The organism is Streptomyces chattanoogensis (assembly GCF_001294335.1).
GTDB classification, from domain to species: domain Bacteria; phylum Actinomycetota; class Actinomycetes; order Streptomycetales; family Streptomycetaceae; genus Streptomyces; species Streptomyces chattanoogensis.
In genome coordinates, this window is the sequence record NZ_LGKG01000002.1 from 43,715 (window position 1) to 56,220 (window position 12,506).

A 12,506-nucleotide genomic window follows, 5' to 3' on the forward strand; every position below is an offset into this window, starting at 1 on the left:
GTTGTTCGGAACGCATGTCCACGCCGGACGCGTAAACCAGGCAGAATGAGGCCCATGAGCGTCTCGGAGTGGTACCGGTCCGCGCTGTGCGAGGACTACCGCGAAGACCTCACCACGCGCATCCTCGACGACCCCGGATTTCCCGGCTTCGTCGGCAAGGCACACGCAGTGGAGGGCGGCGAGCTCAACGCAGTCGCATGCGAAGTCGCGTGCCACGCAGTGGAGTACCTGGATGACAACCCAGGTGAGACGGCCAACGACGCCTACGCCGAGCTCAGACGACGCCTCCAAGGGTGAATCCGCCCACGTTCGCGCCCTCCAGGAAGACTGGCCGCAGCGCTACCGCCCAAGCGGCCCAACCTGCTCAAACCGCCTCGCTCCCCCAGACCATCCATGAATAGCGAGATCCGCTCGCCCTGCAGGGGAGCTCTGCTGGCAGCAGTCGGACCTCAGCAGGCCTCCTGGGCATCAGCCCATACTGCTGCACGGCTGAGCCATGGGGGAAGGCGATCCGCCGACCCATGCGTGCTCAACTTGGTGGCCTTGGCCTTGTCCAGGAAGAAGGAGCGGGATGCAACCGACGGGATGTCGGCCCGGTCGGCGAAGCCGCCTCATTGCTCGTCCAGACCGCCCCCCTGTTCCAGGTCGGCCATGACCTCATCGTGCACCCTCAGCTCGCGCCCCCTGCCCGGACTCGTCAGGACGATCGTCTTCGCCTCACCAAGCGCCTCGGGCCCCGCTCCCAGCAGCTCGCGCGTGACAACCACCGCATCGAGTACCCCGACCCGGCGCTCACTCAGCAGGCGTTGCACTGCCACCATCCCGCCGCCATCCCCCATCAACGGCCGGCACTCATCGACCAACGCCTCAACCCGAGCCGCCCTGTCCGGACGCAGCCCACTCCTCGCCATCACGCCGTTCCTTCCTCACCCATGCAGACCCTTCCCCCATCTTCGGCCGCTGTACGCCGCCCTCCGCCTCACCGGCCGCCAGGCAAGATCCTCCGCCTCTGCATATCCGCGGCGATCTGCATCCATCCGTGCTCCACTGCCGCCCCCACCTGGCACCCCCACCTGGCACCCCAGCCCGGCGAACCTGCACAGTCACTGCACCAGGGCCCGGTCGGAAGACCCGCTGTGGATCTGATGGGCGGAGGTGCCACCATTGTGTGCGCGGCCGCGTACGAGGACGACTGGGGCGGCAACGGCCGGAGAACCGCGGAAGTTTGAGGAGCAACGTGAAGGACGTACTGGTAACCGGCGCCAGCAAGGGCATCGGGTTAGCGATTTCCCAGCGGCTCGCGAAGGCGGGGTACGGGGTTGTCGGCGTCGCTCGGAGCGCACCCGACGAGGAGTTCCCGGGCACGTTCCTGCGGTGCGACCTCGCCGACGCCGAGGACACCGCACGCATGCTTGACGAGGCTACCCGCGGGCGCACGGTCTGCCGGGTCGTCAACAACGCGGGCATCGCTCAGCCCCAGCCCATCGAGGATCTCGACCTGGCGACCTTGCAGCAGGTGATGGACTTGAACCTGCGCGCTTCGGTCCAGATCGTCCAGGCCCTCGTGCCGGGCATGCGCGCGGAGCGATTCGGCCGGATCGTCAACATCACCTCGCGGGCGACATACGGCGCCAAGGACCGTACGTCCTACGCGGCTGCCAAAAGTGCGCTCGTGGGCTGCACCCGTTCCTGGGCGCTGGAACTCGCCCCGGACGGCATCACCTCCAACGCGGTGTCGCCCGGCCCCACCGCGACCGAGCTGTTCCGCCGTGCGCGGCCTGTCGGCAGCGAGGCCGAGCGCAAGGCGATCGCCTCGGTCCCGATGGGGCGCCTGGGTACTCCCGACGACGTCGCCGCGGCCGTCGCGTTCCTGCTCTCCGACGACGCAGGGTTCATCACCGGCCACGTCCTCGACGTCGACGGAGGAAGCAGCCTCGGCGGACGCTGACGACGCGGTACGCGACAGGTCGCCGCCGTGGTCAGGACCTGACGAAGCAGAACTCGTTGCCTTCCGGATCGAGCTCGAGTTGGAAGGAGCCCTGGCCGTCGGCGATTGTCTCACCGACCTTGGCTGCGCCCAGGCACACCGCTTCGGTGACGGCGGCCTCGATGTCATCGACCGCGATGCCGAGAGGGAGCCAGTTCTTCGCAGCCTTGCTCTCAGCACCGGCCGGCAGGCGAGCCGCGCGACCTGGGCAGTTCGCGATGCGACCAGTCGCAGGCACGGTCGGCCGGCTCACCACCGAGCAGCTGTGCACACAAACGGACCAAGGGCTTCGATTCACGGCAGTCACGAAACACCCCCCTCCCACCTAGGGTCCAGACAGGCACACCCGATTTCGTCGAAGCGGCGGATCACCGCCCGCGCGGTGTCCTCGTCCGTCTGGACCAGACGGGCGATCACCGGGATGCTGTTCCCGCCAGCACGAGGCCGGCAGCGTCACCGCCCGCCGGAACGGCACCGGAGGCGTGATGCCCCGCCGTACGATCCGCTGCACGTCCGCCCCTCCTGCTCGCCCAATCGACGAACTCTGACCGTTGATGCCATACCCGGCAGGACCCGTGCCCGCCCCGTCGGTGTAGTCGGACGGAACGAGCACGGTCCCTGCTGTTCCTGCCTGTTCCTGCCTGTTCCTGTTGCCTGTTCCTGTTGCCTGTTCCGGTTGCCTGTTCTTGCCGTAGCCCGGCTGTGCTCAGTCAGGCAGCCGGTCGAGGACCCAGCGGCCGATCTGCTCCGTCATGAGGGCATGCGGGTCGTTGTCCGAGGACAGGAGGAAGTCGTCGAGCTCGGACTCCTCCGGCGGCAACTCGTCGATGTTGACGTACAGGTCCTCGTGCTGGTCGAGGTCGCGGACGGCGACCGCGCTGACGGAGGGCACGAAGCACACGGACCGGTGGGCCAGTTCGACGCTCTCACCGACATCGGAGAGTGCGTCGGCGATGATGCCGAACGATTCCAGCGTCCCGCCGGGCGCCCCGTCCAGCTCGGGGAAGCCGCCGGTGGTGATCGTGTGTGGCCCGCCGAGGACGCCGTTCAGTACGGCCACCTCCGCCTGGTCGCCCTGCGACTGGGCGAGGAAGTACGTGCCGTCGAAGAGCGGCCCGGCGCAGCTCAGCGTCTTCGCCCCCGCCCGCACACCATTGCCCACGCCGTCGCCGCGTCCGCTGGACACCCCGAGCAGACGCGGGATACGGGGCCACCAACCCACCCGCTGGAGCTGCTCCTTGAAATCGGTCCGCAGCGGGCTCTCCTGCGGAGTGCCTTTCAGACCGTCCAGGTACCGCCAGAGCATCTGCTGCGAGGCCGGGCTGCTGATCTGCCGCAGGTAGGTGTCGTCGACATCGGCGGTGTAGTGCGCGAACGCCTGCAGCCCGATCGGTACCCACGCCCCCCGGTGCGGGCTGTCGAACGACACATAGACGCCGACCCGGTGGTCCATGCGCTGCATTTCCATCCTCGCCAGCGCGTAGCGGGTGACGATGCCGCCCATGCTGAACCCGCCGACGAGGAGCCGGGTGTCGCCGAGTTGCTCCGCAATGGTCCGCAGAATCGCGGCGGTCACCGTCTCGGCGTTGCGGAGGATCGACTCACTGCGCTCGTCGAACCCGACGAGGACCAGCGTGCGCCCGTAGCGCCGCAGTTCGCTGATGAACGGGAAGCGGCCGTTCTCCAGCTCGCCCCAGAGCCAGTCGAAGTCGGTCGGCCCGAGATTGAACCCGTCGGCCAGGACGACAGGCCGGACCACACCCTTATGCCCCTCCCCGTAGTACACCCGGGCGCTGCCGCCCGGCAGCTGCCACACCTCGTCGGCCGGGGGCGCCTGCGAAGCCGCCGCCCCGCCCACCGGCGTCACCAGCCCGAACGCTCCGGCGGCTTTCCTGACCTTCTCGGTCTTGCTGTCGGCCACGACTGTCCCTTCTCATGCTGCTGACAACAGCTCAAGGGACAGATGGACGGATGAATCAGTCTCTATACGCGTACTCTGCATAGATAGCTATATTGAGTGAACACACATCATTTTCGCCATAAATGAAAGTCACGAGGCGAAACTGGCCCTCGCGCGGGACCGGCGCACACGCCCGGCCCGGCAAGGTCTCGCCGAGATGGTGGCGGGCAGGAAGCCCGTCGCGGACTCGTCGCGCTTCGGGCCGTACTCCGGCATTCACGCGTGCACGAGGTCGACTCCCTCCCGTGGACCCACGTGTGTGCCGACCGGCGCGCCGCAGACAAGGGACTGCTCGGCGCTGACGTGGTGGAAGACCCGCGAGACCCCCTGAGCTCCACAGGCCCCGCCATCCACCCCAGGGCCGGGACCTCAACCCAGCCGAAGCCCTCTTCGGTGAGGAACGGGCGGCACAGGTCTACGGTTCACGGTGAACGTCATCCGGACCCGGGTGACACGGACACCGCCGATGCCCTCAAGCCGCTGCGGGACGATCACTTGATGCTGGCCCGCGCGATGCACTCCCCCACGGAGACCGGCTGCGCAGAGGGGCGACCCGGGATGTCTCTCCCCCCTGCTGACAGTCCCCTTGCCGGCCCTGACGCGGCCGTTGAGTGCTGTTGCCCCTTCGGGGCTTTCCGGGATACGGGTCCGAGTGGGGGTGGGTGCACTCTCTCAAGCCACGGCGGACCCGACCCGTCTTCTCCTACTGAGCGGTCCAGCCGCCGTCGACGGTCAGGAGCGCGCCGGTGACGAAGGCGGCCGCGTCGGAGGCGAGGAAGGCTACGGCTTGTGCGACCTCCTCGGGGCGCCCGATGCGTCCCATCGGGTGGGCGGGGCCGAACGAGGCGAGCATCTCGCGGCCGTTGTCGACGACGCCCTCCATGATGTCGGTGTCGATGACCCCGGGGAGCACGGCGTTGGAGCGGATGCCCTTGGGGCCGCCCTCGATGGCCAGCACCCGGGTGATCTGGGCCAGGGCGCCCTTCGACGCGGCGTAGGCGGTCTGTGTCGCAAAGGCGACCAGCGACGAGACGGAGGCGATCGAGACGATCGCGCCGCCGCCACCGGCCTCCATGGCGCGAAACGCCTCCCGGGCCTGGACGAAGTTGCCGCAGGCGTTGACGCGCAGGATGTCGTCGAAGTCCTCGACGGTGGTCTCGGTGACCGGCTTGTTCAGGGTGCGGCCGGCGTTGTTGACCAGGATGTCGAGCGAGCCGAAGCGGCTGGTCGCCAGCGCCGCGGTGGCCCGGGCGAGGTCCTCGTCGGCGACGTCGCCGACGAGCGCGGCGATGTTGTCGGGGTCGTCGGCGGCGAGCTCCTCGACGGCCTCGGACCGGTCGGTGACGACGAGTCGGGCGCCGCGGTCGCGCAGGAGCACGGCGGTGGCGCGGCCGATGCCGCGGGCGGCTCCGGTCACGACAGCCACCCGTCCTGTCAGGTCCCATACCGCGGGGGCGGCAGGGCGGTGCGGGGATGTGGTCATGGGTTCTCCGGTCGGTGTCCGTTGGTGTCGGGGGGGTCCGTCGGTGTCCGTCGGTGTCGGGGGGTGTCGGGGGGTGTCAGCGCTGGCGGGTGGGGCGTACGACGATCTCGTTGACGTCGACGTCGGACGGCTGCGCGAGGGCGTAGGAGACGGCGCCGGCGATGGCGTCGGGTCCGATCGCGTGGGCGCGGTAGGCGCGCATGGCCTCGGCGGCGCCGGCCTCGGTGATGGTGTCGGCGAGTTCGGAGTCGACCACGCCGGGCGAGACCGTCGTGACCCGGATGAAGGGGGCGGACTCCCGGCGCAGGCCCTCGGTGATCGCCCAGGCCGCGTACTTCGTGGCGCAGTAGACGGCGCCGGTGGGCACGACCTCGTGGGCGCCGGTGCTGGCGACCGTGACGAAGTGGCCCGAGCCCTGCGTGGTGAAGACGGGCAGGGCCGCGGCGATGCCGTGCAGCAGGCCGCGGATGTTCACGTCGATCATCCGGTCCCACTCGTCGGCGAGCAGGGAGTCCAGCCGCGACAGCGGCATGACGCCGGCGTTGCCGATGAGGACGTCGACGCGGCCGTGGCGCTCGCGGGCCCCCTGGACGAAGGCCGCGACGTCGGCGCGGTCCGTCACGTCGAGACGTACCGGCTGCAGGCCGCCGCCGGAGCGGGCGGCCGCCTCGGCCGTGTTCTGCGCAAGTTCCTGCAGGCGGTCGGTGCGGCGCGCGCCGGCCACCACGCGGTGTCCTTCTGCGACGAGTCGTGCGGCGACGGCCGCGCCGATACCGCTGCTGGCGCCGGTGACGAGGACGACCTTGCGGCCTGCCGGCTCGGCGCGTTCGGGGTGCTGTGTGGTCATGGCCTCGAGGCTGCCCCGGCCGCAGCGTCCGCAGGAGAGGCGGCGTCCTCCTGGGTGCAGCGCACCCAGGAAGAGCGGCGGGCCCGGACCTAGCATGGCGGCATGGCACGCTCAGAGCTCGGCACCTACCTCACCGCCCGGCGCGCCGCCGTCACCCCGGCCGAGGTGAACCTCCCCGCGACCGGGTACCGGCGGGTGCCGGGGCTGCGGCGCGAGGAGGTGGCCCTGCTCGCCGGGGTCAGCGCCGACTACTACGTACGCCTGGAACAGGGCCGGGAGCGTACGCCCTCCGCGCAGGTGCTCGATGCCTTGGCCGCCGCCCTGCACCTGGACGAGGACGGCCGCGTGCACCTGTTCCGGCTCGCCGGACTCGGCCCGCGCGCCCGGGCGGCCGCCGTGCCGGACCGGGTGGAGCCGAGCCTGCTGGCGCTCATGGACGCCTGGCCGCACAACCCGGCCATCGTCTACAACCGCGCCTACGACGTCATCGCGTCCAACGCGATCGCCGACGCGCTCTTCCACGGCTGGACGCACTCACGCAACCTCATGCATGTCGTGTTCACCGACACCGCCGCCCGCGCTTTCTACCGCGACTGGCACGACGTCGCCCGCAACGCCGTGGCCGGCTTCCGGCTCGGCCACGGCGCGGCCCCGGACGACCCGCGGGTACGGCAAGTGCTCACCGAACTGCTGGACAGCAGCCCGGAGTTCGCCGAACTGTGGGCCCGCCACGATGCCCGCGGCAAGGCACTGGAACGCAAGCACTTCGAGCACCGCGAGGTCGGACCACTGACACTGACCATGCAGACCTTCGACGTCCGTTCCGCCCCGGGCCAGGAACTGGTCATCTACCACACCGAGCCGGCCTCACCCAGCAGCCAGGCACTCGCACTCCTCGGCTCACTGGCTGCGAGCACGCTCCGGGAGTCCTGAGCCGGCGCCGCAGCGCGCACGGCCTCGGGCCGTTCCTCCCTCGGAAGGGCTCCTGTCGATCGTCGTCACAACCGGCCCGAGGGCGAGACAGAGGGCGCAACTCTCCGTCCTGTGTCCGCAGGCTGACGGCTCTGACCAGCGCCCTCCTTGGCTCGCGCAGTTCCTCGCGCCCACTGTGGCCCCTCGGCCGCCCGACCTACTGATGACCGGATCCGTCCGCTGCCGGACCCGATGCGGCCTGTCCCCGCCCCGCCCGCGCCGCTCAGGATGGGGCCATGACCCGAGCACTGATCGCCATCGATGCCCAGGAATCGTTCCGCGCCCGTCCGCTATGGACAACCACCTCCGACCTGAAGATCGCCGACAAGGTGAACGAGCTGGTCGAGGCCGCCGACGAGAAGCACCTGAACAAGACCATCGCCCGCTACGGGCGGGTTGATCTTTTGTGCATTGATGAGCTCGGCTACATGGAGCTGGACCGACACGGCGCCGAACTCCTGTTCCAGTTTCTGACCGAACGCGAGGAGAAGAACAGCGTCGCCATCGCCTCCAACGAGTCCTTTGGCGGCTGGACGAAGACGTTCACGGACCCACGGCTCTGCGCGGCCATCGTCGACCGGCTGACCTTCAACGGCACCATCATCGAGACCGGCACCGACTCCTACCCCGCCTGGCCAGTACCCGGGCACGAGGTGAGGAACCGGCGAAGGCCGGCTGACCTCTGCCGCTACCTCTCGGTGGTCAGCCTACATTTCGCCTGACCGTACTCGGGGGCGGGCGACTCAATGGAAGGCGGCGACGTTCTCCGACACCCATTGGCTGAATGACCTGGCCGGAGAGCCGGTGATCCGTGAAACCGTGTCGCGCACCGTCAGCAGTTCCTCGTTGACGTCCCCGCCCGTCACATCGAGCACCGCATCCGCGGACTCGTCTCCCAAGAACGCGGCCATGTGACGGTGGGCCTCGGCACGGCTGACCTCGGCGAACGGCACCTCCCGGCCCAGGGCTGCCGCGATGGCCTCCACCTGCTGTCGGGCCGTCACTCGTTCCGGACCGGTCAGGGCATAGGTCCGCCCCTGGTGACCGGCCTCGGTCAGTGAAATCCGCGCCACCGACGCAATGTCCGCGGGATGGATCGTGGGGAGCCCGGTGTCCGCATACGGCACGCGGACCGTTTGGTGCTCGCGGATTGACGCCGCCCACCACAGAGCGTTCGAGGCGAACTGCGTCGGCCGCATAATCGTCCAGGCCATGCCACTGTCCTTGAGCAGCCGTTCGACAGCCAGGTTCTCGCCGGCAGGGCCCAGATGCGGATGAGTCTGGACAGTGATGGACGACACCAGCACCACATGCTCCACACCTGCCTGCCGGGCAGCGTCGAGAATGTCAGCGTCTGAGCCCATCCGCGACACAAGGAACAGCGAGCGCACCCCGTCCAGCGCGGGCTTCAGCGAAGCCATTTGAGCGAAGTCACCCTCACTTGCCTCCACCCCCTCGGGGAAGGAGGCCCGTGCAGCGTCACGAGTGAGACCCCGCAGTGGCCCGGCACCGCACGCATGCAGCTCCTTCAGCAGAGCACTTCCTATGTTCCCGGTGGCTCCCGTCACGAGAATCATGAGCGCCTTCTCCCATCGCCAGATGATCAACTGGATGAGACACTAGAACCTCAACCACACTTGAGGTCAACGAGACCCCTGACGGGCGTCTGCCGCTGAGCGCGTTCATCCGTCCGCGTTCGCGGCCACGACAGTGCCGTCATTTCTCCTCAACATTTACGAGCTGGTTGATCACCAACTGCCTCCGGAACCCGTCGACAAACGCTGTTCCTAGAGATGAACGAAGCCAGACGCCTTCGGCTTGTGGTCGGCCCCTGGTTCCGCGGCCCCGCCGCGCACCCAGCCACCAGCACCAGCGTGGCCGTGGCTGACAGTGCAGAGGAGACCTTCAGGATCGAGCGCATTCGACCCTCCTTATTCCGTGCCGCCGGACTCGACAATGCCCCGGGCGGCCCCGCGCACCGCGGCCGGGCATCCGGGAGGCGATCGACGGCCTGTGTGAACGAGAGGGACGGCTCCACCTCCACGAGGCGGGCGATGCGCTCGCCGCGTAGTTGAGACAACGCGCGTTGTGCCGTGGCCGGTGCGACCTTCAGCCCGAGAGCGTGGTTGAACACCCAAGAGATACGCAGAGGCAGACGACAACGGCCGAGCCGAGCCCCACCTCTGTCGCGTGGACGCGCCACTGCACGTAGTGGTGGAGAAGACGTCGTTCTCTCGCTGCGCCCACTGAAGACGCAGGCGCGGTTGCCCATGACGAAGGTCCCTTCCTCGCATGAGGAAGGGACCTTGTGTGGAGCGCCCGGCAGGCCTTGCACCTGCATCTCCCACCGGTTGGTGGACGTCTTTCCTTGGACCACAGACGCACGACTTCCACCCGCTGCCTGCGGGCCGAAGCTGCACCATGATCATATCGGATCGGCGCGGTGTCGGCGCACACCCGAACGTGGCTCTGGCAAGAATTTCGTAGCCGGAGATCATCTCGGTGCGGTGGCCGGTCGGTCCGTGCAGTGGGCAGTCCGTAGTTGTGTTCCGTTGAACTGTCGTGTCTTTTACCGCACTTGGTGTATGTGCTGGTGGTCTCGGTCGATGCCTCCGGTCCTGTCGTGGTGGTCCGGGCCTGTACGCGGTCCCGTGTCCCGGCGGGGTGTACAGGATGCGGCACGCTGAGCGAGTGGAGCCACAGCCGCTATGTGCGACACCTCGCCGACATCACGCTCGGTGGTCGGCCGGTCCGGATCGACTTGCGTGGGCGTTGGGTTGGTCATCGTAGGGTGATCAACGGGATCCTCTCCCGGCAGCAGGCAGGGATGTCCTGGCGAGATCGCCTGCACCCTTCGGCCGGTGGAAGACTGTGTACGAGCGACACGGACGCTGGTCGGCCGACGGCACATGGGACAAGATCCTCGCGGCCCTTCGGTGCAGGACCGGCCACCGACCAGCCGGTCCCGGGTGTCGGCGGTGACCCGGGCAAGACCGATGGTGGCGCTGCCCTACGTGGCGGTGGCGCCCACACTGGCAGGTGATGGCGCAGCAGAGCACCGGGATGCGCCCCCGCCGCGCCTCACGGCCTCCGAACAGCTCAGTCCCGGAGTCGGCCAAGGTCCAGTCGCGTTGCGCGGAGGCCCTCTGGAGCGCCGATGGTCAACTGCCCGGCACCGGATAATGGTGGTTTCCATGGTCGCAGGCGGTCAGTGCGCGCATGGCTGGCTGGCCGCGCATGAACCCGGCTCCCCTCACCAGGCCCCTTGGAATCGGTCATCTACGCTGGCGCGGTGACTGATGACCAGGAGCGGGTGCAGCCGTCGGGAGTGTGGGCCACGGCGGTGGGGGTGGCCAGGGTGCGGGCGCTGGAGACCGAGCGGGAGAACGCGCTGTTCCGCGACCCACTGGCACAGGCCTTCGCCACCGCCGGCGGCCTGTGGCCTTCCTCGCCCCCGCTGCCCGATGACGAGGCCTCGCGACGCCGCCGCCTGGCCGTGTCGTACTCCATCGTCATCAGGACGAAGTTCCTCGACGACCTGTTGCAGCAGGCCTCCGCGTCCGGGGTCCGGCAGGTCGTGCTGCTCGGCGCCGGCATGGACAGCCGGGCCTTCCGGATCGACTGGCCCGAGGGCACCCGGCTGTTCGAGGTCGACACCGCCGCGCCACTGGACTTCAAGGCTTCGGTGCTGCGCCAGGAGCGGGCCGTCGCACGCTGCGAGCGGATCACCGTCGCGGTGGATCTGCGTGAGGACTGGCCAGGCGCGCTGGCCGCCGCAGGGCACGACCCGGCCGTGCCGACCGTGTGGATCGCCGAAGGACTGCTGATCTATCTGCCCGAGGACGCGGTGGAGCTACTGCTGGCCCGGATCAGCGCGCAGTCGGCGGCAGGCAGTTGGATGGGGCTGACGTTGGGCTCGCGCGGCGTGATCGAGCGCTTGGGCGCGGACGCCGCGCCGGGATCGGCGGCGTCCATGTGGGTCTCGGAGATGCCCGACGACCCGGTGGGCTGGCTGGCCGGGCACGGCTGGGAGGCCGACAGCCACACCCTGCGCGAGCGTGCTGCCGCCTACGGCCGCCCGATCAGCACCCCGCCGCAGCGCGAGGAGCGGCCCGGCGGACTGATCTCGGCGGTCCGCCGGTAGAGCGCCCCCGGTTCCCTGGATGATCGGTCCCAAGGGGGCCTGATGAGTGGAGCCAACAGCTTCGCCGCCCGCCCCGCCGCGCGAGGGGCGGAGGCGGACGCAGCCCTTCTAGCGGGAGTTCTCACCCCGAGCCGCGGATTAGAGGTCAATTCCGAACAGGGACGCCGCATTGGCCCACGAGAACTGTTCACGTTCCGCGTCTGTGGAGAAGTGGTTCAGGAAAGAGTCGATCTCCTCCTTGGCCGGCCGCTGGAAGGGGTAGTCGGTCGAGAAGATCAGCCGGTCAGCGGAGGTGACGGACAGGGCATGCTGCAGAAGTGCCGGGTTGAGCATTCCGGATGCGGTGATATGAAAATTCGACCGAATATAGCCCGATACCGGTCGCTGCAATCCTGCGATATGGGAGAGGCTGTCGGCTCGGTCCAGCCAGAACAGCAGCATCTCCCCCCAGTGGCCGAGCACGATCTGCAGGTCCGGATGGCGGTCGAATGTGCCTCGCAGGATCAGACGCAGGGCAGCCGTCGCGGCGTCCAGGTGCCAGCCCCACCCGAAGGTGGCGAGGGCGAGATTCGTCATGGGATCGAAGCCTCGATACGAGGCGTCACGGACAGCATCCGACGGCAGCTGGGGGTGGATGAACACCGGCTGGCCGAGTTCTGACGCGGCCGAGAAGAAGTCGTCATAGGCGGGGTCGTCGAGGAACAGGTCTCCTGCCCGGCTATAGACCATGGTGCCTACGTGCCCCGTGCCTGCAGCTCTTTCAAGCTCGCCCGCGACGTCCTTCGGCGAAGACATGGGCAGGGTGGACAGCGATCGAAAGCGGGTCGGGTTGCGGGAGACGGCTTCAGCGGCCACGTCGTTCGCGGCGCGGCTCAGTCTCAGGGCGTCCTCGGGCGGCAGCGGATGGGTTCCCGGCGGGGTGAGGGCGAGGACGGACAGGTCGATGCCTTGGGCGTCCATGGCTGCGATGCGGTCGGCCGCCAGGTCTTCCAGGCGTTGCTGGTTGTCGCCCATCTCGTTGAAGGCGAGGCTTTCGTCGGTGTGTGGCATGGCGCGCAGCGCGGACGTCACGTCCGGCATGATCCAGTGTTCTTCGATGGCGATGAGCGGCAT

The 12,506-nt window shown here is 68.8% G+C and carries 11 protein-coding genes and 3 pseudogenes; 6 read left to right on the plus strand and 8 right to left on the minus strand.

The window, feature by feature from the left end; translation table 11 throughout:
* Positions 1-54 precede the first annotated feature (54 nt).
* A complete protein-coding gene (locus ADL29_RS03500) occupies positions 55-297 on the plus strand; it encodes a hypothetical protein (protein WP_053922292.1) in 243 nt (80 codons plus the stop codon).
* 314 nt (positions 298-611) lie between these two features.
* Here the strand turns inward: ADL29_RS03500 and ADL29_RS03505 are convergent, their stop codons facing one another.
* Entirely contained in the window at positions 612-821 is a 210-nt protein-coding gene (locus ADL29_RS03505; protein ID WP_245689123.1) for a hypothetical protein, read from the minus strand.
* 416 nt (positions 822-1,237) lie between these two features.
* On the opposite strand from ADL29_RS03505, the gene ADL29_RS03510 reads away from it, so the two are divergent.
* Positions 1,238-1,948 (plus strand): SDR family oxidoreductase, encoded by a 711-nt coding sequence (locus tag ADL29_RS03510; protein ID WP_053922293.1) that lies wholly within the window; start codon positions 1,238-1,240, stop codon positions 1,946-1,948.
* Between the two features lie 31 nt (positions 1,949-1,979).
* Here ADL29_RS03510 and ADL29_RS44400 read toward each other — a convergent pair whose 3' ends face one another.
* The 5 genes and pseudogenes from ADL29_RS44400 to ADL29_RS03530 form a co-directional block, all read right to left on the minus strand.
* Positions 1,980-2,240, minus strand: coding sequence for a VOC family protein (locus ADL29_RS44400; protein WP_245689124.1), 261 nt, complete (start codon positions 2,238-2,240; stop codon positions 1,980-1,982).
* A gap of 59 nt (positions 2,241-2,299) precedes the next feature.
* Positions 2,300-2,548 (minus strand): annotated as a pseudogene (locus tag ADL29_RS44835) (helix-turn-helix domain-containing protein); the annotation flags it as partial.
* Between the two features lie 145 nt (positions 2,549-2,693).
* Positions 2,694-3,908, minus strand: coding sequence for an esterase/lipase family protein (locus ADL29_RS03520; RefSeq protein WP_053922294.1), 1,215 nt, complete (start codon positions 3,906-3,908; stop codon positions 2,694-2,696).
* A gap of 742 nt (positions 3,909-4,650) precedes the next feature.
* Positions 4,651-5,430 carry an SDR family NAD(P)-dependent oxidoreductase gene (locus ADL29_RS03525; protein WP_053922295.1) on the minus strand — a complete coding sequence of 260 codons (780 nt, stop codon included), beginning with the start codon at positions 5,428-5,430 and terminating at the stop codon, positions 4,651-4,653.
* 76 nt (positions 5,431-5,506) lie between these two features.
* Complete coding sequence (locus ADL29_RS03530) at positions 5,507-6,277, minus strand: SDR family oxidoreductase (protein WP_053922296.1); 771 nt, start codon at positions 6,275-6,277, stop codon at positions 5,507-5,509.
* 102 nt (positions 6,278-6,379) lie between these two features.
* Here ADL29_RS03530 and ADL29_RS03535 point away from each other — a divergent pair, with 102 nt between their 5' ends.
* Positions 6,380-7,210 (plus strand): helix-turn-helix domain-containing protein, encoded by an 831-nt coding sequence (locus tag ADL29_RS03535; protein ID WP_053922297.1) that lies wholly within the window; start codon positions 6,380-6,382, stop codon positions 7,208-7,210.
* A 368-nt stretch (positions 7,211-7,578) separates the two neighbouring features.
* A pseudogene (locus ADL29_RS03540) lies at positions 7,579-7,928 on the plus strand (ATP-binding protein); the annotation flags it as partial.
* Positions 7,929-7,992: 64 nt separating this feature from the next.
* Here the strand turns inward: ADL29_RS03540 and ADL29_RS03545 are convergent.
* Positions 7,993-8,826 (minus strand): NAD(P)H-binding protein, encoded by an 834-nt coding sequence (locus ADL29_RS03545; protein WP_053922390.1) that lies wholly within the window; start codon positions 8,824-8,826, stop codon positions 7,993-7,995.
* Between the two features lie 1,106 nt (positions 8,827-9,932).
* Here ADL29_RS03545 and ADL29_RS44840 point away from each other — a divergent pair.
* Positions 9,933-10,177, plus strand: a pseudogene (locus tag ADL29_RS44840) (transposase); the annotation flags it as partial.
* 400 nt (positions 10,178-10,577) lie between these two features.
* On the plus strand, positions 10,578-11,393 hold the full coding sequence (locus ADL29_RS03550; RefSeq protein ID WP_053922298.1) for a class I SAM-dependent methyltransferase: 816 nt from the start codon (positions 10,578-10,580) through the stop codon (positions 11,391-11,393).
* A 138-nt stretch (positions 11,394-11,531) separates the two neighbouring features.
* Here the strand turns inward: ADL29_RS03550 and ADL29_RS03555 are convergent, their stop codons facing one another.
* The gene (locus ADL29_RS03555; RefSeq protein ID WP_053922299.1) at positions 11,532-12,506 is read right to left on the minus strand and encodes an amidohydrolase family protein; all 975 of its coding nucleotides are present in this window, start codon (positions 12,504-12,506) and stop codon (positions 11,532-11,534) included.